20 protein-coding genes are annotated in these 20806 nt (G+C 64.3%); 7 read left to right on the forward strand and 13 right to left on the reverse strand.

The window, feature by feature from the left end:
- The first annotated feature begins 136 nt into the window (after positions 1–136).
- Both GWG67_RS26045 and GWG67_RS26050 read left to right on the forward strand, forming a co-directional pair.
- Positions 137–1534, forward strand: coding sequence for a lytic murein transglycosylase (locus GWG67_RS26045; protein WP_275172244.1), 1398 nt, complete (start codon positions 137–139; stop codon positions 1532–1534).
- Positions 1535–1753: 219 nt separating this feature from the next.
- Complete coding sequence (locus GWG67_RS26050; RefSeq protein ID WP_275172245.1) at positions 1754–3442, forward strand: SGNH family hydrolase; 1689 nt, start codon at positions 1754–1756, stop codon at positions 3440–3442.
- A gap of 191 nt (positions 3443–3633) precedes the next feature.
- Here GWG67_RS26050 and GWG67_RS26055 read toward each other — a convergent pair whose 3' ends face one another.
- On the reverse strand, positions 3634–4008 hold the full coding sequence (locus GWG67_RS26055) for a CsbD family protein (protein ID WP_275172246.1): 375 nt from the start codon (positions 4006–4008) through the stop codon (positions 3634–3636).
- Positions 4009–4081: 73 nt separating this feature from the next.
- Positions 4082–4819 (reverse strand): SDR family NAD(P)-dependent oxidoreductase, encoded by a 738-nt coding sequence (locus tag GWG67_RS26060; protein ID WP_275172247.1) that lies wholly within the window; start codon positions 4817–4819, stop codon positions 4082–4084.
- A gap of 99 nt (positions 4820–4918) precedes the next feature.
- Between GWG67_RS26060 and GWG67_RS26065 the strand changes: the two genes are divergently transcribed.
- Positions 4919–5698 carry an SDR family NAD(P)-dependent oxidoreductase gene (locus GWG67_RS26065; protein ID WP_275172248.1) on the forward strand — a complete coding sequence of 260 codons (780 nt, stop codon included), beginning with the start codon at positions 4919–4921 and terminating at the stop codon, positions 5696–5698.
- A 190-nt stretch (positions 5699–5888) separates the two neighbouring features.
- On the forward strand, positions 5889–6776 hold the full coding sequence (locus GWG67_RS26070; RefSeq protein WP_027570245.1) for a TauD/TfdA family dioxygenase: 888 nt from the start codon (positions 5889–5891) through the stop codon (positions 6774–6776).
- 154 nt (positions 6777–6930) lie between these two features.
- On the opposite strand, the gene GWG67_RS26075 is transcribed toward GWG67_RS26070, so the two are convergent.
- A complete protein-coding gene (locus GWG67_RS26075) occupies positions 6931–7575 on the reverse strand; it encodes a YqgE/AlgH family protein (RefSeq protein ID WP_275172249.1) in 645 nt (214 codons plus the stop codon).
- 142 nt (positions 7576–7717) lie between these two features.
- Here GWG67_RS26075 and GWG67_RS26080 point away from each other — a divergent pair, with 142 nt between their 5' ends.
- The 3 genes from GWG67_RS26080 to GWG67_RS26090 all read left to right on the forward strand — a co-directional run bounded on the left by GWG67_RS26080 (position 7718) and on the right by GWG67_RS26090 (position 11193).
- Complete coding sequence (locus tag GWG67_RS26080) at positions 7718–8557, forward strand: protein-disulfide reductase DsbD domain-containing protein (protein ID WP_275172250.1); 840 nt, start codon at positions 7718–7720, stop codon at positions 8555–8557.
- Positions 8558–8803: 246 nt separating this feature from the next.
- Positions 8804–10171 (forward strand): flippase, encoded by a 1368-nt coding sequence (locus tag GWG67_RS26085; protein WP_275172251.1) that lies wholly within the window; start codon positions 8804–8806, stop codon positions 10169–10171.
- Between the two features lie 197 nt (positions 10172–10368).
- The gene (locus GWG67_RS26090) at positions 10369–11193 is read left to right on the forward strand and encodes a sulfite exporter TauE/SafE family protein (RefSeq protein WP_275172252.1); all 825 of its coding nucleotides are present in this window, start codon (positions 10369–10371) and stop codon (positions 11191–11193) included.
- Between the two features lie 45 nt (positions 11194–11238).
- Here the strand turns inward: GWG67_RS26090 and GWG67_RS26095 are convergent, their stop codons facing one another.
- The 10 genes from GWG67_RS26095 to GWG67_RS26140 form a co-directional block, all read right to left on the reverse strand.
- Positions 11239–12027, reverse strand: a complete 789-nt coding sequence (locus tag GWG67_RS26095; protein WP_275172253.1) for a 3-hydroxybutyrate dehydrogenase — start codon at positions 12025–12027, stop codon at positions 11239–11241.
- Between the two features lies 1 nt (position 12028).
- Positions 12029–13204, reverse strand: coding sequence for a patatin-like phospholipase family protein (locus tag GWG67_RS26100; protein ID WP_275172254.1), 1176 nt, complete (start codon positions 13202–13204; stop codon positions 12029–12031).
- 78 nt (positions 13205–13282) lie between these two features.
- Entirely contained in the window at positions 13283–13786 is a 504-nt protein-coding gene (locus GWG67_RS26105) for a CAP domain-containing protein (RefSeq protein ID WP_275172255.1), read from the reverse strand.
- A 186-nt stretch (positions 13787–13972) separates the two neighbouring features.
- Positions 13973–15007 carry a sulfate/molybdate ABC transporter ATP-binding protein gene (locus GWG67_RS26110; protein ID WP_275172256.1) on the reverse strand — a complete coding sequence of 345 codons (1035 nt, stop codon included), beginning with the start codon at positions 15005–15007 and terminating at the stop codon, positions 13973–13975.
- Complete coding sequence (gene cysW / locus GWG67_RS26115; protein WP_275172257.1) at positions 14997–15908, reverse strand: sulfate ABC transporter permease subunit CysW; 912 nt, start codon at positions 15906–15908, stop codon at positions 14997–14999. The genes GWG67_RS26110 and cysW overlap by 11 nt, the downstream gene beginning before the upstream one ends.
- Positions 15909–15918: 10 nt before the next feature.
- Positions 15919–16755 (reverse strand): sulfate ABC transporter permease subunit CysT, encoded by an 837-nt coding sequence (gene cysT / locus GWG67_RS26120; RefSeq protein WP_081747971.1) that lies wholly within the window; start codon positions 16753–16755, stop codon positions 15919–15921.
- Between the two features lie 36 nt (positions 16756–16791).
- On the reverse strand, positions 16792–17805 hold the full coding sequence (locus GWG67_RS26125) for a sulfate ABC transporter substrate-binding protein (RefSeq protein ID WP_275172258.1): 1014 nt from the start codon (positions 17803–17805) through the stop codon (positions 16792–16794).
- A 108-nt stretch (positions 17806–17913) separates the two neighbouring features.
- Complete coding sequence (locus GWG67_RS26130) at positions 17914–18642, reverse strand: phosphoadenylyl-sulfate reductase (RefSeq protein ID WP_275172259.1); 729 nt, start codon at positions 18640–18642, stop codon at positions 17914–17916.
- Positions 18639–19154, reverse strand: a complete 516-nt coding sequence (locus GWG67_RS26135) for a DUF934 domain-containing protein (RefSeq protein ID WP_275172260.1) — start codon at positions 19152–19154, stop codon at positions 18639–18641. Before GWG67_RS26135 ends, GWG67_RS26130 begins: the two co-directional genes overlap by 4 nt.
- Positions 19141–20796, reverse strand: coding sequence for a nitrite/sulfite reductase (locus GWG67_RS26140; RefSeq protein ID WP_275172261.1), 1656 nt, complete (start codon positions 20794–20796; stop codon positions 19141–19143). Before GWG67_RS26140 ends, GWG67_RS26135 begins: the two co-directional genes overlap by 14 nt.
- Between the last annotated feature and the right edge of the window lie 10 nt (positions 20797–20806).

The following is a 20806-nucleotide window of genomic DNA, read 5'->3' on the forward strand; positions in this document are numbered from 1 at the left end:
GCCAACAAAGGCGGATGTGGGGCCTCATCCTCACAGAGTTAAGAAAAAGGCCACCATCAAAATTTCACCTTTGTTAAGCTGTTGGCAACCGTAACCAGGCCTCCTGAGGGCGGATTTTGGCCGGACAGGTGTGGACATGATGCAATCAATGGCAGGGCTGGCAAAACGGGGCGGGTCCGTGACCGGCGCGACGATGATTGCGGCCGCCCTGCTGTTCCCGCTTCCCGCCGGCGCGCAGGCTCAGAACGGTCTGTCGAATCTGTTCGGCGGTATTTTCTCCGGCCCGAACCCCGCGCCTTCGCAAGCAGCGCCCGGGCCCAGCGGCGCTCAAACGGGAGTTCAACCCTGGACCGGCGAGGACGGCGCCTCCGGACATCCGCTGATGACAGCCGCCGCGATCCGGGAGGCCGCGGGTAACTTCAACAATTGCGTCGCAGGCATGTGGCCCGATGCCGCACGGCGCAACATCACGCAGGAAAATTTCCAGCGCTTCACGGCAGGCCTCGCGCCCGATCTGCGCATCATGGACCTGATGGACTCGCAGCCGGAGTTCACCAAGTCGATCTGGGATTATCTCGACATCCTCGTGAACGACAACCGCCTCGCCAAAGGCCGCGAGGTTCTGGCCAAATACAAGGCGCAGTTCGACGCCACCGAAAAAGCCACCGGCGTCGACCGCTACATCATCGCCTCGATCTGGGGCATCGAGTCCAACTACTCGACGCAGATGGGCGACCGCAGCGTGCTGCAATCGACCGCGACGCTCGCCTGCGTCGGGCGCCGCCAGGCCTACTTCAAAGACGAATTCCTCTCCGCGCTGGAGATCCTCAACCGCGGCGATCTCAGGCCCGAACAATTGCGCGGCTCCTGGGCCGGCGCCTTCGGCCCGACGCAGTTCATGCCGACCGCGTTCAAGCGCTTTGCCGTGGACGGCGACGGTGACGGCCGGCGCGACGTCGTCGACAATCCCTCCGACCTGATTGCGTCGACCGCCAACAATCTGAAGAAGGACGGCTGGCAGGCCGGCCAGACCTGGGGCTACGAGGTCGTGGTGCCCCAGGACTTCAACTACATGCTGGCCGACCGCGCCAAGGCGATGACGATGGCGCAGTGGGAGAAGCTCGGCCTCAAGCGCCCGACCAACCAGCCCTTCCCGCATCCGGCCGAGAAGGCCTATCTGCTGGCGCCGGCCGGTGCCCAAGGGCCCGGCTTCCTGATGCTGCAGAACTTCCGGGTCATCATGAAATACAACCCGGCCGAGGCTTATGCGCTGGCGATCGGCCATTTCGCCGATCGCCTGCGCGGCGGCCAGCCCTTCGTGCAGCCCTGGCCGCGGCAGGAACGGGAGCTGTCCCGGACCGAGCGGCTGGAACTGCAGCAGCTGCTGGCCCAGCGCGGCTTCTACAAGGGCACCCCAGACGGCCAGTTCGGCGGCCAGACCCGGGAGGCCCTGCGCAACTTCCAGGCCTCGATAGGGGTCCCCGCGGATGGATTTGCCTCCTCCGACGCGCTGGACCGGCTGCGCGGGCGGTAAATCGCGCCGAAAGTAACCCTGAACAGGGATTTTGGCCGGCAGCCTTGACCGGGGCGGCTGTTCGCCGTGTATGGGCCAATAATCTTGGGCCAAGGATCCCAGTATCTAAGGATCCCAGTATCTGAAGAGAATCTGAAAAGAGAATCTGCCCGTTTGGCGCCCGATTCCGTTATTATAATTCGAGGGTGTCCCGATCCCCGTTGCACGTGCCGAGATCGCATGTCGAAGAAGTCCTTTTTCAAGGTGCTGACCGAGACCGGCCCGCTGATCGCGCTGGGGACGGCGCTTGCGATTCTGGTCTCGATCGCAGGACCCGCCTCGGCGCAGTTCTTCAACTTCCCGGGTTTCGGCGGCCCGCCGCAGCGCGCGGCTCCGCCGCGGAACGGCGGAGGTGGAGGTGGAGGCGGCGGATGGTTCGGCGGCGACTTCTTCGCGCCGTTCCAGCAGCAACAGCCGCAAGCACCGCGTCAGGACTTTTCGCGCGCGCCGGCGCCGGCCAAGCGCGACACCATTCCCGACAGGAACGTGTTGGTGATCGGCGACGCCATGGCCGACTGGCTCGCCTATGGTCTCGAAGACGCCTACACCGAGCAGCCCGACATGGGGGTGATACGCAAGCACAAGACCACGTCCGGCCTGATCAAGTACCAGCCCAAGGGTGAGCCCTCGGACTGGACGGCTGCTGCGAAGGGCATCCTCGAGAGCGAGAAGCCCGACGTGATCGTAGTGATGCTCGGCCTCAACGACCGCATCGCGATCCGCGAGGCGGCGGCGCCCGATAAATCGGATAAGGCGACGGACAAGGACAAGAAGAACGACAAGGGCGCGCGCGGCAAACCACCGGTCAAGCCCGGCGATGCCAAGCCCGGCGACACCGCCGCGAAGCCGGACGACAAGCCGACCGATGCCGACCTGCCGCAGGACGATGCCGACAACGCTGACGCACCGGCGGTCGCAGCACCCGAGAAGACCGCACGCAACCCGAACGGCCTCTACGAATTCCGCGACGAGCGCTGGGTCGAACTCTACGGCAAGAAGATCGAGGAGCTCGCCAACGTCCTCAAGTCCAAGGGCGTGCCGGTGCTCTGGGTCGGCCTGCCCGCGATCCGCGGTCCCAAGGGCACCGCGGACATGCTGTTCCTGGATTCGCTCTATCGCGAAGGCGCGGCCAAGGCCGGCATCACCTATGTCGACGTCTGGGACGGCTTTGTCGACGAGGCCGGCCGCTTCCTGCAGAAGGGCCCGGACTTCGAAGGCCAGATCCGTCAGCTCCGCAGCGGTGACGGCGTCTATTTCACAAAACCCGGCGCGCGCAAGCTCGCCCACTATGTCGAACGCGAGATCACCCGCCTGCTCGCCGGGCGCTCCGGCCCGATCGCGCTGCCGAGCGAACCGGCGACCCCCGACACCAGTGCCGAACCCGGCAAGCCCGCGCCGCGGCCGCTGGCCGGCCCGATCGTGCCACTGGTTGCGGCCTCGATCTCGACCGATCAATTGCTGGGTGGGCCGGGCTCACGTCCTGCCGCCGTCGATGCGCTCGCTGCGAAGACGATGGTGAAGGGCGAGCCTTTGGCTGCGCCCGCCGGCCGCGCCGACGATTATGCCTGGCCGCGCCGCGAAGTCGGCCGCGAGCAGGCCAAGGGCGATACGCCGGTCGCCACGACGACACCCGATGGTGGTACGCCGGGTGCGGCCGCAGCGATCGCCCCGCCAAAGCTTGCGCCGAAGAAGCCACCGGCGCCGCAGCAACCGGCACAGGCAGCGCCATCGATGCGCGATTTCTTCGGCTTTGGCTCGCCGCCGCCCCCGCCGCGTCAATTGGCGCCGGCGCCGCGCAATCCGAATCCCAACCCTGCGATCCCGCGGCCGCCTGGCAACGTCGGGCGATCGGCGGAAGTGTTCCGGTAATTTTCTCAGCTGAGGTCTCGTGTCCCGGACGCGCTGCAGCGTGCAACGCTGCTGCGCCGAGCCGGGACCCAGCGTGTCCGACAGCCGCAAAAAGAATGGGCCCCGGCTCAGCAACGCGGCGTTGCTGGACGATGCTACGCATCGCCTAGGCCGCATTGCGTCCGGGGCCCGATGTATATCGCGCGTTGGCTTTAGCCGTAATAGCGCCAGCGCGGCGGCGGGCGGCGCGAAGGCCGTGCCATCAGCAGCGCGAGCGCGAAGCCGATGCCGCCGGCGACCAGCAGCGCGCCCATCGGGTTGTCCTGCACCTTCTGGACAATCGCCTGCGAACCGTCGCGCAAGGTTTCGGCCGGCTTGTCATAGGCGTCCTTGGCATAGCTGGCCGCGGTGTCCGTGGCGTCACGTACCGCATCCTTAGCCTGGCCGTAGAGATTCTGCACGGTGCCGGCGGCTTCGCGTGCCTTGCCGGACGCCTGTGTCTGCGTATCGCTGGCCATATCTCCGATAGCGCCTTCCGCGCGTCCGGCGAATTCCTTGGCCGATCCGACAATCCGATCTTTATCCATGATGCTCCTCCTCGGGGGTCAGCCCAAGTAACCGATCAGGAGCGGCGCAGTTCCATCTGACTTGAAATTGGACTCAGAGAATAAGCCCGCCGTCGACAACCAGTGTCTGGCCGATGATGTAGGACGACAGCGGCGATGCGAGAAACAACGCCGCGCCCGCCATGTCAGCCGGGGTGCCCAATCGCCGCAGCGGAATGCGTGAAAGTGCACCTTCGAGCCGCTTGGGATTGTCGGTCGTCACCTTGGTCATCTTGGTGTCGACCAGACCGGGCGCGATGCCGTTGACGCGGATGCCATCCTCCGCCCAGGCCTCGCCCAGCGTCCGCGTCAATCCGACCGCGCCGGTCTTCGACGCGTTGTAAGCGGGATTGCCCATGGTGGAATGATAGGCCGCGGTCGAGGACACCATGATCAGCGATCCCCGCGAGTCCCGCAGCATGGAATGAAAGCGCGTGGCGCAGGCCATCAGGCTCATCAGGTTGACCTCGACGACCTTGCGAAAGCCGGACATCTCGAACTCGCGGCGGCGATAGAGCACCGCGCCCTGTGCGAGCACCAGGATATCGAGCCGATCGAACGACGGCTTGAACGCTTCGACCGCTCCGGCATTGCCGACGTCAAGCTGCGCGTAGGAGAGACCGGTGAGATCCGAGCCTTCCTCTTGCGAATATTCCTTCGCGTGAGCACGCGTGCCGCAAACCGCAACTTGCGCGCCCCTGACGCGAAAGGCTTGCGCAATACCGTTGCCGATGCCGCTGGATCCGCCGACGACCAGCACCTGCTTGCCTGAGAAATCGAGCTCGTTCGTCATCGCTGGCCTCCCCGATTGTCTTGCTTGTTTGACCTGTCTGCGGATCGATGACAGCCTTGTCAATCACAACAAGAACAAGCAGCGCTCAGAGGAAACAGCATGGCCGATTTCAAACAGCTCAGCCGGTCCGTGAAGGGCCTGACCGTTCTCGTCACCGGCGCGGCCAGCGGCATGGGACGCGCGACGGCACGCGTGTTCGCCACTGAGGGCGCCAACGTTGCCGTCACCGACTATGACGAGCAGGGTGCGCTGGCCGTCGCGAAGGAGATCGCGGCAAGCGGCGGAGCCGCGAAAGCCTGGAAGCTCGATGTTGCCGACGGCGGCGAGATCAAGCGCGTGGTCGGCGACGTCGCTGCGCATTTCGGCGGGCTCGACATCATCGTCAACAATGCCGGCATCTCCGTCCGCATCGCGATCGACGACGAGGCCTATGAGGACGCCTGGGCCAGGGGTATCGCGGTGATGCTGACGGCGCATCCGCGCATCATCCGCGCCGCGCTGCCTCACTTGCGCAAGTCGAACAGCCCCCGCATCGTTAACATCGCCTCGACCGAGGCGCTCGGCGCCACCGCATTGCACAGCCCCTATTCGGCGGCGAAGGGCGGCGTCGCCAGTCTCACCCGCTCGCTCGCGGTGGAGCTCGGCCGCGAAGGCATCACCGTCAACTGCATCTGCCCGGGGCCGATCCGCACCGCCATCACCGACCGGATCTCGGAAGAGCACAAGACCATCTACGCCAGACGCCGCACCGCGCTGGGCCGCTACGGCGATCCCGAGGAGGTCGCGCACATGACGCTGAGCCTGTGCCTGCCGGCAGCATCCTTCCTCACCGGCGCGGTCATCCCGGTCGACGGCGGCCTGATGGCGCGCAATGCTTGAGCGGCTGTAGCCCGGATGGAGCGCAGCGCAATCCGGAGAGGTCTCTCCGCGGCACGTGCCCCGGATTGCGCTTCGCTCCATCCGGGCTACGGGCTGCCATGCGCGCCCAGCGTTGACATCGCCGGCCGCCGGAGTAGTTTTTTTCTTCAACAGAGCGGGACCAACCGCTCGCGGTTCCGGGAGAAACGTCATGACGATCGCCATCCGGCAGCTTCACAAACATTTTGTCGGCGAGGTCTCTGGCCTCGACCTGCGACAACCTCTCACCGAGGCCGAGGCGCGCGAGATCGAAGCCGCCATGGACAAATATGCGGTGCTGGTGTTCCACGACCAGGACATCACCGACGAACAGCAGATGGCCTTTGCGCTGAATTTCGGCCAGCGCGAGGACGCGCGCGGCGGCACCGTGACGAAGGAAAAAGACTACCGGCTCCAATCGGGCCTGAACGACGTCTCCAATCTCGGCAAGGACGGCAAGCCGCTGGCAAAGGACAGTCGCGCGCACCTGTTCAACCTCGGCAACTGTCTGTGGCATTCCGACAGCTCGTTCCGTCCCATCCCGGCAAAATTCTCGCTGCTGTCCGCCCGCGTGCTCAACCCGAAGGGCGGCAACACCGAATTCGCCGACATGCGCGCGGCCTATGACGCGCTCGACGACGAGACCAAGGCGGAGATCGAGGACCTCGTCTGCGAGCACTCGCTGATGTATTCGCGGGGATCGCTCGGCTTCACCGAATACACCGACGACGAGAAGCAGATGTTCAAGCCGGTGCTGCAACGCCTCGTGCGCACCCACCCCGTCCATCGCCGCAAGTCGCTCTATCTCTCATCGCATGCCGGCAAGATCGTCGGCATGAGCGTCCCGGAGGGCCGGCTGCTGCTGCGCGATCTCAACGAGCACGCGACACAAAGCGAGTTCGTCTACGTCCACAAATGGACGCTGCATGATCTCGTGATGTGGGACAACCGCCAGACCATGCACCGCGTCCGCCGCTACGACCAGTCGCAGCCCCGCGACATGCGCCGCGCGACGGTGGCGGGCACGGAGCCGACGGTGCAGCAGCAGGCGGCGGAGTAGGCGCTACTCAGCAATCGGTGTCATCGCCCGGCTTGACCGGGCGATCCAGTATTCCGAGACAGTTGTGATAGAGCCGATACGCTCCGGCGTACTGGATGCCCCGGTCAAGCCGGGGCATGACAGCGGAGGGTGATACACGACAGCGAGAATGGCGCTACGCGTGCCCGGCCTCGTTCGAGAGCATGCCGGGATCGATGCCGATCTTGCGCAGCGCGCGTCCGTATTTTTCGTCGACGTCATCGCCGAAGATCAAATCCGAATCCGCGTCGCAATGCAGCCAGCCATTGCTCTGGATTTCGGTCTCGAGCTGGCCCGGCGCCCAGCCGGCATAGCCTAGCGCGAGGATGGCGTGCTTGGGGCCGGAGCCGTTGGCGATCGCGCGCAGGATGTCGACGGTCGCGGTGAGGCAGACGCCGTCGTCAATGCGGAGCGTCGCGTTTTCGATGTAGAAATCGCTGGAATGCAGCACGAAGCCGCGGCCGGTATCGACCGGACCGCCGCGCAGCACCTTCATGCTTTCGGCATTCTCCGGCAGCTTGATGTGCTCGCCCTTGTTGATGATGCCGAGCTGCTGCAACAGCTCCGGGAAATCGATGCTGCCGGCCGGGTGGTTGACGATGATGCCCATCGCACCTTCGGCGGAGTGGGCGCAGAGATAAATCACCGAACGCTCGAAGCGCTCGTCGCCCATTACCGGCATGGCGATCAACAACTGGCCGTCCAGGTAGCCCGCCGAACTGGGCAGCGCGGGGCCGGGCTTGCGGGTGCCTTCGCCTGTCCTCTTGCCTGTGGGAGCCATCGGTGAAGCACTCCGGTTTCAATTCCTATCCTGATGTCGGGCCGGCCGGCTGTCAAATCAAGGCTTTCAGGGACTTGATTCAAGTGCGTCCATCACAAGCAATTCAATGGTTTGCCGCGGGGCGACCCTGTAAAGACGTACCATGCTGACAAGAGTTCCCCTGCGTGCGGCAATTGGCGTCGCGACAACCCTGCTCGCGTCTTCGCTGGCGCTTGCAGCCCATGCCGACGATTCATCACCGTGGCAGCGCGACGGACATTCCGCGGTGCGGTTGCTTGCGGGATCGCGCAGCGGCGCCGTCCTGCTCGGCGGTATCGCCTTCCAGATCCAGCCCGGCTGGAAAACCTATTGGCGCATGCCGGGCGATTCCGGCGTTCCGCCGCGCTTCGATTTCTCGAAATCCGACAATGTCGAAGCGGTGACGGTGATGTGGCCGGCACCGCAAAAATTCGACGACGGCGCGGGCGGCCATTCGATCGGCTATCACGACCAGATCGTGCTGCCCTTGCGTGTCATCGCCAAGGCGGCCGACAAGCCGGTGACGCTGCGCGCCGAGATCAATTATGCGGTGTGCGAAAAGCTGTGCATCCCCGTCGAGGCCCGCGCCGAGCTTGGCTTCAACAGCGTCGCCTCGACCGAGGACGCCAATCTGCGTGCCGCGCTCGACACCGTGCCGAAGCCTGCCACCATCGGCGATCCCAACCCGCTCACCATCCGCGACGTCAAGCGTGACGGGCCCAAGAATGTCGTGGTCGACGTGGTCGCGCCGGATGCGCGCAGTGTCAATCTCTACGTGGAAGGCCCGACGCCCGATTGGGCCTTGCCCATCCCGGCACCGGTCGAGCCCAGCCCACCGGGCGTGAAGCGATTTTCTTTCGAACTCGACGGACTGCCGCCGGGCGCCAAGCCCGACGGCGCGGCGCTGAAGTTCACGCTGGTCGGACCGGAGAAGTCGTACGAGTTCAATACCAATCTGGAGTAGTTGTCGTCCTGGCGAACGCCAGGACCCATTACCCCAGGGAGTAGTTTGGCGAAGATTCCTAGTATGGAACTGCTACCCGATCCCTCCCGATAGATCACGCGGGATGGGTCCTGGCTTTCGCCAGGACGACGTTTGGGGTTGCAACGCACTCCACCCAACCGAATCTTAACGAATCGTTGCTAATCCCAAGGCTACCGCACAAGCCTGCCGCAGCCATGCACGTGCGCGCCTTGGGGACCCTTCGAATTGGCCGTGATGGATGCAGAACCCGCAACGACCGGACCTGCCGGCCTCATCGCGCGGCTGCGCGAGAAATTGACGGGCGGGTCGAGCGAGGCATCGCTGACGCGGCGGCTAGCCGGCACCATCTTCGTCATCCGCGTGATCAGCGCCGGCCTTGCCTATTTCTCGCAGGTCCTGCTCGCGCGCTGGATGGGTACGTCGGACTACGGCGTCTATGTCTATGTCTGGACTTGGGTGCTGCTGCTCGGCAGCATGATGGATTTTGGCATCTCGGCCTCCGCGCAAAAGATCATTCCGGAATACCGCGCCCGTGGCGAGCATGCGCTGCTGCGCGGCTTTCTCTCGGGCAGCCGCTGGCTGACCTTTGCCGTTTCCGCACTGGTGTCGCTCGGCCTCGCCGGTCTCGTCAAATTGCTGTCGCCCTGGATCGATCCGGCCGAAGAGCTGCCGCTCTATATCGGCTGCATGACGCTGCCCGCCTTCGTCGTCGCCAACACCCAGGACGGCATCGCGCGCTCGCATGACTGGATGCAGCTCGGCCTGATGCCGCAATTCATCATCCGCCAGGCGCTGATCATCGGCATCACGGCCTGCGCCTTCCTGCTCGGCTATCATCTCGGCGCGGTCGCCGCGATGATCGCGAGCGCCGGCGCGGTGTGGATCGCGATGACCGGGCAGATGGTGGTGCTGAACCGCAAGCTCGCCGGTCACATCGAGGCGGGCCCCAAGGCCTACGACATCGGCGGTTGGCTCGCCGTGTCGCTGCCGATCCTGCTAGTCGAAAGCTTCTACCTGCTGCTGTCCTACACCGACGTGCTGGTGCTGCAGCAATTCCGTCCCTCCGACGAGGTCGGGGTCTATTTCGCCGTGGTGAAGACGCTGGCGCTGGTTTCGTTCATCCACTACGCGATGTCGGCGACAACAGCGCATCGCTTCGCCGAATACAACGCAAGCGGCGACAAGGCGCGGTTGTCGGCTTACGTGGCGCATGCCATCAACTGGACGTTCTGGCCGTCGCTGGCGGCGACCATGGTGCTGCTCGCGCTCGGCAAGCCGCTGCTCTGGCTGTTCGGGCCGCAATTCGTGGTCGGCTACGACATCATGTTCGTTGCCGCCATCGGCCTCGTGGTGCGCTCCGCGATCGGCCCGGTCGAACGGCTGCTCAACATGCTCGGGCAGCAGAAGATCTGCGCGCTGGCCTATGCGCTGGCCTTTGCAATGAACCTGGTGCTCTGCATCGCGTTGGTGCCGCGCTTCGGCGGCCACGGCGCTGCGGCCGCGACCTCGATCTCGCTCAGCTTCGAGACGGTGCTGCTGTTCTGGATCGTGCGACAGCGGCTCGGCCTGCACGTGCTGGCGTTCGGGAAATAGGACCAGCGCCCCGGCTCTTCCACGCTTCCGCTGGGGAACAACCGTTTCGCGGCACGCCGAGGAGCGCGGCTAAACTCCTGCCCGTTCAGGAGGGACAGCAAGATTTTTCTTATTGCTTCCAGATGGTTGCGCCGCAGGGAAAGTTTATTCTACGTCATATTGCCCAACTGACGAGATAAACCTAAGATTCCCTGGACATGATCGATCCACTCTACGTCGCCTCCGGTTTCGGCGTCGGCCTGCTGGTCGGGATGACCGGCGTCGGCGGCGGTTCGCTGATGACGCCGCTGCTGATCCTGCTGTTCGGGATTCATCCATCGACCGCGGTCGGCACCGACCTGCTCTATGCCGCCGCCACCAAGACCGGCGGCAGCGTGGTGCATGGCTGGTCGCGCAGCGTGCACTGGCCGGCGGTGCTGCGGCTCGCCTGCGGCAGTCTTCCGGCGAGTGCGCTGACGCTGCTGGTGCTGTGGAAGCTCGACCTCAAGAGCGATTCCGAGCGCAATCTCGTCAACCTCGTGCTCTGCTTCGCACTGCTGCTGACTGCGACCTCGCTGATCTTCCGCAGATCGATCATGGAGCGCTATCGCCGGCGCCTGGAGCAGGTCGATGACCGCACCACGGCGATCGCGACCGTCGTCACCGGAATCGTGCTCGGTGTGCTGGTCTCGATTTCATCGGTCGGCGCCGGCGCGGTCGGCGTCACCGTTCTGCTGCTGCTCTATCCGCGCCTGCCGATGGCGACCATCGTCGGCTCCGACATCGCCCATGCGGTCCCGCTGACCCTGATCGCGGGAATGGGGCACTGGGCGCTTGGCGACGTGGATTGGGCATTGATGGGCGTGCTGCTGTTGGGCTCACTGCCCGGCATCGTCGTCGGCAGCTTCAGCGCAACGCGCGTGCCCGAGACAGTGCTGCGCCTGACGCTTGCCAGCGTGCTGTTCGTGGTCGCCGGCAAGATCATGTTCGCGGAGCTGCACCTGTCCTCGGCATTCGAGACGGCGCTGGCGTGGACGCACTGAACGAAATGGCGGAGCTCGGCTCCGCCATTCGCCGGCGGTCGCGCTCTACTCCGCGGTCCAGCCGCCGTCGATCGACAGGTTGGTGCCGGTGATCTGCGCCGCATCGGCGCCGCACAGGAACAGCGCGAGGGCTGCGACCTGCTCGGAGGTGACGAACTCCTTGGTCGGCTGCGCGTCGAGCAGCACGTCGTTGATGACCTGCTCGCGCGTGAGATTGCGCGCCTTCATGGTGTCGGGGATCTGCTTCTCCACCAGCGGCGTCCAGACATAGCCGGGGCTGATGCAGTTGCAGGTGATCTTGTGGGTCGCGACCTCCAGCGCCACGGTCTTGGTCAGGCCGGCAATGCCGTGCTTGGCCGACACATAGGCCGACTTGAAGGGCGAGGCGACCAGCGAGTGCGCGGAAGCGGTATTGATGATGCGGCCCCAGCCCTTCTTCTTCATGCCGGGCACGGCGGCGCGAATGGCATGGAAGGCCGAGGACAGGTTGATCGCGATGATCTGGTCCCATTTCTCCGGCGGGAATTCCTCGATCGGCGAGACGAACTGGATGCCGGCATTGTTGACGAGGATGTCGACCGAACCAAAACTCTTCTCGCCGAGCGCGATCATCCCGGCGATCTCGGCCGGCTTGGTCATGTCAGCCGGCGAATAGACCGCCTTCACGCCGAAATCGGACTCGATCTTGGCGCGCTCCTTCTCGATGTCCTCCGGCGAGCCGAAGCCGTTGATGACGACATTGGCACCGGCGGCGGCGAAGGCGCGCGCATAGGCGAGCCCGATGCCGCTGGTCGACCCGGTCACGACGGCGTTCTTGCCTGACAAACTACCCATATTACTCGCTCCTTTTTGCCGGGGGCGCAGTGACGTCCCCCGTGAGATCGTAGGTCACCATGGTCTCGCCGGATTGCGGCCGCTCGAGCCAGTCCTTGTGGCGCATCGACAGATGCACGTCACGCACGCCGGCTTCCCAATGCTCGACCATGGCGACATGCGAGAAATCGTAATCCTTGGACGAGGATTCGTAATTCTTGCTGCGGTAGATCAGGTGCACCACGGTAACGGTGCTTTCGCGCGATACCTTGGCCAAGAATTCCACGGAAGGGTCGTTCTTGAGATAATCGGGCAATTTGGAAATCAGGTCGCGCACGGCCCTGCGGGCGTTGTGCACCTGTTTGTTCTTGTCGGTGTTCATCCGCGTGCGGCTGGAGAAGCGGATGTCCTTCTCGCGCTCGGTCGCCTCGAGCAGCGAGGTCGGCAGGTCGCCGCGGGCGCTGAACAGGTCGATCTGGAAGATGAGGAGATCGCGGTCCGTCTCGGCGTCCAGCACATAGTCGAGCGGCGTGTTGGAGGCGATGCCGCCATCCCAATAATGCTCGCCGTCGATCACGACGGACGGAAAGCCGGGCGGCAGCGCGCCGGAGGCCATGATGTGCTCGGGGCCGATTTTCTTGCCAAGCTTCCTGAACTCGAAATTGTCGAAATATTTGAAGTTGCCGGAGGTGACGCCGACCGCGCCGACCGACAGCCGCGTCTTCAGATCGTTGATGCGGTCGAAATCGACCAACCGCTCCAGCGTCTTCTTCAGCGGTGCGGTATCGTAATAGCTCTCGGCCTGCGGGCTGCCGGGCGGCCAGAGCGGCGCGGGCGGAATGCGCGGCGTGAAGAAGCCGGGCACGCCGAAGGTCGCGATCAATGCGGCGCTGGTCGAGTTGAACAACTCGCGACTATGGTCGCTCTTGCCGATCGGCTTCCATGGCACCGGCGCGGAGACCATCTCCCAGAATTCCTTGAGCCGCTTGACGCGCGTCTGCCCTTCGTTGCCGGCGATGATCGCGGCGTTGACCGCGCCGATCGAGATGCCGGCGACCCATTCCGGCTCGAAGCCGGCATGGCAGAGCGACTGATAGGCGCCAGCCTGATAAGAGCCGAGCGCGCCGCCGCCCTGGAGGACCAGGACACGTTGCGCGTTCGCGGGGATTGTTGCGACTTCCGGGCTATGATCAGTCATACGGAAACAATAGCAGATGGCGAGCGACCGTGGCGACAGTCTGCCGCGGCGTCAATGCATCCCGGGATCAAGTCTGGCTTATCGAGAGTCCGTCGAGGCCAGGATCATGGTCCAGAACACCTTGTATTTGGTGCCGGGAGCATAGCCCGCCGCGATGCCCAATTTTGTGACACCGCTCTTGAGCATGTTGGCGCGGTGCGGGGGCGAGTCGCGCCAGCCGGAAAACGCTTCCGCCAGCGTATGATAGCCGGCCGAGACGTTCTCGACCGCAACCGTCGCCGGATAGCCGCCGGCGCTGAGGCGCTTGGCCAGCGGCGCGCGGACGTCATGATCCATCTTGTTGGCCGCCGCCATGGCCTGGGACTGGGATTCGGCGAGCCGCATCAGTTCGGGGTCGATCACGACGATGCCGAGCCCGTTGTTCTGGCGGTATTGCGAGATCATGATCGCCGCCGCCTGCGCATCGAGTTTGGCGCCCGGGACGGACATATCGGCATACATGGACGGCTGCTGGACCGGCGCTTCGTTGCCGGCGCAGCCGGCGAGCAGCAAAGTGATGAGTATTGCGGCCGCGGCGCGCATGAACAGGAGCCCCCAAATCAGGGGCCGTTGTTGCATACCAACCGTGGCTGAAAGGTGAATATTGAAGAAAATCGTCGAAGTCGTTCCGGGGCGATGCGAAGCATCGAACTATGGTGCGCAATTGCGCACCTGGGAATCTCGAGATTCCGGGTCTGGTCCTAGGGACCATCCCGGAATGACGGAGATCTAGCCCGCAAATATCCGGTAGCGGCGGGGCTCGAGGCCAATCGTGTCGCCGGCGCGCAGTTCCCGACCACGAGGCGCATCGATCTCGATCGTTTGCCCGCCTGACAGTGCCACCTCGGCCCGCTGCACGGGACCGAAATTCCGGACATGCTGCACGGCCCCCTCGAAGGCGCCGCTGCCGGGCGGGCCGACCAGCATGTCGTGTCGCCGCACGAAAAGTCTTGACGCGCCAGGCGCAAGGCCATCTGCCGCGAGCCGCAGCGGCCGGTCGCCGAGCGTGATGAGACCGTCGGCGATCAGGACAGGAAGCTCGATGGATTCGCCGATGAAGCCGTGGACGAAGGCGGTCGCGGGGCTCTCGTAGACGTCATCGGGCGAGCCGATCTGCTCGATTTTGCCCTTGTCCATCACAACGACGCGGTTGGCGACTTCGAGCGCCTCCTCCTGGTCATGGGTGACGAAGATCGAGGTGACGTTGATCTCGTGGTGCAGCGAGCGCAGCCATTTGCGCAGTTCCTTGCGCACCTTGGCATCAAGCGCGCCGAAGGGCTCGTCGAGCAGCAGGATGCGCGGCTCGATCGCGAGCGCGCGGGCCAGCGCGATGCGCTGGCGCTGGCCGCCGGAGAGCTGGCTCGGATAGCGGTCGGCGAGCCAGTCGAGCTGCACGAGATCCAGCAGCTCCTTGACGCGCATACGGATGGTCGCTTCGTCCTTGCGGATCGCGCGCGGTTGCACGCGAAGCCCGAAGGCGACGTTCTCGAACACCGTCATGTGGCGAAACAGCGCGTAGTGCTGAAATACGAATCCGACGTGCCGCTCGCGCGCGCCCTGCGCCAGCGCATCCTCGCCGTTGAAAGACACCTCACCGGAATCGGGCCAGTCGAGGCCGGCGATGATCCGCAGCAGCGTGGTCTTGCCGGAACCTGATGGACCGAGCAGCGCGAGCAGCTCGCCGTCGTTGACCTTGAGGTCGACGCCGTCGAGGGCTTTGAAGCTGCCGAACTTCTTGACGAGATTCCTGACTTCAATGCTCACTTGCGTCATGTCCTTCGTCGAGGTGGTTTTCGAGAACGGTCTTGGCGATCAGCGTGATCAGCGCCAGCATCGCGAGCAGCGAGGCGATCGCGAACGCCGCGACGAACTGGTATTCGTTGTAGAGAATCTCGACCAGGAGCGGCATCGTGTTGGTCTCGCCGCGAATATGGCCGGAGACGACGGAGACCGCGCCGAACTCGCCCATCGCGCGCGCATTGCAGAGCAGGACGCCGTAGAGCACGCCCCATTTGATGTTGGGCAGCGTGACGCGGAAGAAGGTCTGCAGGCCCGAGGCGCCGAGCGAAATCGCGGCCTCCTCCTCCTGCGTGCCCTGCTCCTGCATCAGCGGGATCAACGCACGCGCCACAAAGGGGAAGGTCACGAAGGTGGTCGCAAGCGCGATGCCGGGCACCGCGAACAGGATCTGGATGTCATGATCGCGCAGCCAGCTGCCGAAATAGCCCTGAGCGCCGAACAGCAGCACGAAGACGAGGCCCGAGATGACGGGGCTGACCGAGAACGGCAAATCGATCAGCGTGATCAGGAAGGTCTTGCCCGAGAATTCGAATTTGGCAATCGCCCAGGCCGCGACCAAGCCGAAGACGAGATTGAGGCCGACGGAAATTGCCGCAACCAACAGCGTCAACTTGATCGCGGACAGCGCCTCCGGGTCGGCCAGCGCGGCGAAATAAGCGAGGACTCCCTTCGAGAACGCCTGCGCGAACACCACGACCAGCGGCAGCACGACGAAGACAGAGAGAAAGGTCATCGCGAGCGCGATGATGACGATGCGAACCGCCCTCGGTTCGGTGCGCAGGTTGTCCCGCGCGGCCGCCGCATGGGCGCGTGCCCTGGCGTCGGGGGCCGAGAGTGGGACGGAATCTGCGATCTGCATTGTCATGGCCCCGCCCTCAGCGCGCCGGGATCCGGCTCTGCGCCCAGCGCTGGAGCCGGTTGACGGCGAAGATGATGACGAAGGATACGACCAGCATGACCACCGCGATGGCGGTCGCATCGGCATAGCGGAATTCGGAGAGGCGGATCACGATCAGCAGCGGCGCGATCTCGGAGACGTTGGGCAGATTGCCGGCGATGAAGATCACCGAGCCGTATTCGCCGACCGCGCGTGCGAAGGCGAGCGCGAGCCCGGTGAGCAGCGCCGGACCGAGCGAGGGCAGGATCACGCGAATGATAGTCTGCCAGCGGCTCGCGCCAAGGCTGCCCGCGGCCTCCTCGATCTCAGGATCCAGATCCTGGAGCACCGGCTGCACCGTGCGCACCACGAACGGGATGCCGATGAAGATCATGGCGACGAAGATGCCGACCGGCGTGAACGCCACCTTGATACCGGCCGCCGCGAGCGGCGCGCCAAGCCAGCCCTTCTCGGCGAACAACGCGGTCAGCGCGACGCCGGCGACTGCCGTCGGCAGCGCAAAGGGCACGTCGACGATGGCGTCGAACAACCGCCTTCCCGGAAAGCGGTAACGAACCAGCGCCCAGACGATGATGCTGCCCATCACGAGATTGACGCAGGCCGCCGCAAAGGCGAGCCCGAAGGACACGCGGAGGGCATTCAGGGTGCGGCGGCTGGAGAGGATGTTCCAGAACTGCTCGGGGCTGAGCTCGAGCGATTTCAGAAACAGGCCGGCGAGCGGAATCAGGATGATGATCGACAGCCAGGACAGCGTCAGCCCCATGGTGAGACCGAAGCCCGGCAATGTCCGGCGTCGTGCTGCTATTGCGCTCACCAGGCCCCCTGTTTAAGCCTCGCCAACAGCGCCCGATCAGTTCTTGTAGATCTGATCGAAGACGCCGCCGTCGGCAAAATGTTCCTTCTGCGCCTTGGTCCAGCCGCCAAATAGTTCGTCGATCGTGAACAGCTCGACCTTCGCGAAGGAGTTTTCGTGTTTTTTAGCGATCTCGGGATCGCGCGGACGATAGAAATTGCGCGCCGCGATTTCCTGACCTTCCTTGGTATACCAATATTGCAGGTAGGCATCGGCGGCGTTGCGCGTGCCTTTTTTATCGGCAACCTTGTCGACGATTGTCACCGGCGGCTCGGCCAGGATCGAGAGCGGCGGCGCCACGATCTCGAATTTTTCCGGACCGAATTCCTTGAGCGCGAGGTACGCCTCGTTCTCCCAGGCGAGCAGCACGTCGCCGACGCCGCGCTCGACGAATGTCACGGTCGCGCCGCGCGCACCGGTATCGAGCACCGGCACCTGCTGATAGAGCTTTCCGATGAAATCCTTGGCTTTGTCCGCCGAGCCGTACTTCTTCTGCGCAAAGCCCCAGGCCGCCAGATAATTCCAGCGCGCGCCGCCTGACGTCTTCGGGTTCGGCGTGATCACGGCGACGCCCGATTTGAGCAGATCGCCCCAGTCCTTGATGCCCTTCGGATTGCCCTTGCGGACCAGAAACACGATGGTCGAGGTATAGGGCGACGAATTTTGCGGCAACCGCTTCTGCCAGTCAGCCGTCGTGAGGCCTTTGCCAGCGATGGCGTCGATGTCGTAGGCGAGCGCGAGCGTCACCACATCGGCCTGCAATCCGTCGATCACGGCGCGCGCCTGCGAACCGCTGCCGCCATGCGACTGCTTGATCTCGACGCTCTTGCCGGTTTCCTTCTGGTAGGAATTCGCGAACGCCTTGTTGAACTCGACATAGAGCTCGCGCGTCGGATCGTACGATACGTTCAGCAGATTGATGTCAGCGGCGAGAGCCGAGCTTGCCAACAAGCCTGTCACGAGCAGTCCTGCCGCGAGCGGAACGATACGACGCATCATGTCCATCTCCATTCACATCAATGACGTCGGCGTCATCGATGGCAGGCATAACTCGGGGCGAAACGCGCTTAAGTCAACGGAACCGGATTTTCTTGTTCGTAGCCGGGCAGCGTAACTTTGCTACGAAGTCTTCATCGTGTGGATGCCGCATTCCGTCTTGGCCCGGCCGCGCCAGCGACCAGCACGCTCATCCTCACCTTCGGCCGTTCTGCTCGTGCAAGGCATACACCCGACCGACAGGAATCCCGACGCAACCAGAGGATGACGCGGCAATTTGGCGCGGGCGAAAATCGCCTCGAGCTCCTCGCGCGAAACATTGGCAAAGGGATTGAACTTCAACCGCGCACCGTCGTCCTCGACCACCGGGATATCGGCGCGCGAGTTGCCCTGGAAGCGCTTGCGGCCATTGAGCCACGCATCGAACGGTTTCAGCGCCCGCGCCAACGGCTCGACCTTGCGGATACGGCAGCAGGCGTCGGGATCGGAGAACCAGAGGTCGCGTTCGGGATCTTCGCGCGACAGCGTCTCCTCGGCGGGCTTGATCGAGCGGACGTCCTTCAGGCCCAGCGTCGCGATCAGCGTGTCGCGATAGGCCAGCGTCTCCTCGAACAGCCAGCCGGTGTCGAGGAAGATCACCGGGATCGCCGGATCGACGTCGGCCATGACCTTCAGCAGCGTCGCCGATTCCGTACCGAAGGACGACACCAGCGCGAGCCTGTCGCGCCCGACCGTCTTCAGCGCGGCGGCGATGATTTCGGCGGGCGAGGCATCGCGCAAGACACGATCGAGCTCCTCAGCCGAGGGCAGCACAGAGACGGACGTCGAAGCCTGAGGCGCGACTACGTTCACGTGCCGACACCCTCGGAATGACGCAGCTGCATGCGCCGGTGCAGCGCCGTGATGCGGCCGTCACCGGTGGGCTGGTAAAATACCGAGTAGCGCTTCGCGGTCTGCATGAAGGCTTCGGCGTCGGACTGCTTCTTGACGTCGAAGGAATCGAAGCCGGCGCGCAGCATGAACACGAACTGGTCCCGCAGGATCTGGCCTGTCGCACGCAATTCGCCGCGGTAATTGTAACGCTCGCGCAGCAGCCGCGCCTGGCTGTAGGCACGTCCGTCGCGGAAGGTCGGGAACACCAGCGCGACAACCGCGATCTTGCCGAGATAGGGCACCAGCTCGGCGATGTCGCGATTGTTCGGCCAGATCACACCGACCTTTCCGGTCCGCCTGAGCAACGCATCCGCCTCGCCGATGAAGCGCTCCGCCGGCACCAGGATGTCGCCGCCCTCGGGCAGCGGCGTGTCGGCGGCGAGCTTGACGAAGCTGTCGTCGGCGATCTTTCCGCCGTTAACGAGTGGCATAAACGCGCTCCTTGAAGGGTTCGACGCCGAGGCGCTTTACGGTGTCCATGAACAGCTCTTCGGGCCGCTCGCGCAGCGCCAGATAAGCTTCCACGATATCCTCGACGACATCGGCGACTTCGTCGAACTTGACGCCGGGGCCGATCAAATTGCCGAGCGCGGCACTCTCGTCGGCGCGTCCGCCGATGGTGATCTGGTAGACTTCCTCGCCGTTCTTCTCGACGCCGAGAATGCCGATATGGCCGACATGGTGATGGCCGCAGGCGTTGATGCAGCCGGAGATGTTGATGTGGAGACGGCCGATCAGGTTGGCGAGCTCGTGATTGGCGAAGCGCCGCGTCAATTCCTGCGCGATCGGGATCGAGCGCGCATTGGCCAACGAACAATAGTCGAGACCCGGGCAGGCGATAATGTCGGTGATCAGATTGACGTTCGGGGTCGCCAGCCCGAGCTTGTCGAGCGCCTTCCACAGCGCCGGCAGGTCGCGCTTGGCGACATGCGGCAAAGCGAGGTTCTGCTCGTGGCCGACGCGGATCTCGCCAAAGGAATATTTGTCGGCGAGATCGGCGAGCGCGTCCATCTGCTCGGCGGTGGCGTCACCCGGAGGCGCCCCGATCGGCTTCAGCGAGATCGTGACGATGGAATAGCCCTGGACCTTGTGCGGGGCGACCGAGTTCTTGCGCCATGCCTCGAAATCGGGATCGGCCGCGGCCTGCCGCAGTTCGTCCGGCATGTGCGGAAGCTTCTCGTAGGCGGGATAGGTGAAGCGCGAACGGATGTCCTCGACAACCTCGTCATCGATCTGGAGCGAGGAGTTGCGGATCTGCTGCCACTCCTCCTCGACTTCGCGCGAGAACTTCTCGATGCCGAGCTCGTGCACCAGGATCTTGATGCGCGCCTTGTAGATGTTGTCGCGGCGGCCGTACTGGTTGTACACCCGCAGGATCGCCTCGATGTAGCTGAGAATGTCGCGGCCATGCACGAAGTGCTTGATGGTCTTGCCGATGAACGGCGTGCGCCCGAGCCCGCCGCCGACCAGCACCTCGAAGCCGGTCTCGCCCTTCTCGTTCTTGATCAGCTTCAGCCCGATGTCGTGGATCTTGATCGCGGCGCGGTCGTGGTCCGACGCGGTGATCGCAATCTTGAACTTGCGCGGCAGGAACGAGAATTCCGGATGCAGCGTGGTGTGCTGGCGGATCAGCTCCGACCAGATGCGGGGATCCTCGATCTCGCCGGGCGCGACGCCGGCCCACTGGTCCGAGGTGACGTTGCGCATGTTGTTGCCGGAGGTCTGCATCGCATGGATGCCGACCTCGGCGAGATCGGCCAGCGCGTCCGGTAATTCGGCGAGCTTGATCCAGTTGAACTGGATGTTCTGCCGCGTCGTGAAATGGCCGTAGCCGCGGTCGTATTTGCGCGCGACGTGGGCGAGCGCCCGCAGCTGGTTCGACGCCAGCGTCCCGTAGGGGATCGCGACGCGGAACATGTAGGCGTGCAGTTGCAGATAGACGCCGTTCTGCAGCCGCAGGATCTTGAACTCGTCCTCGGTGAGCTCGCCGGAGAGGCGGCGCTTCACCTGGTCGCGGAATTCCGAGACGCGCTCGTTGACGAGCGTGCGGTCGATTTCATCGTAAGCGTACATGAGAGATGCC

This window comes from Bradyrhizobium sp. CSS354, assembly GCF_029051725.1.
GTDB lineage: Bacteria > Pseudomonadota > Alphaproteobacteria > Rhizobiales > Xanthobacteraceae > Bradyrhizobium.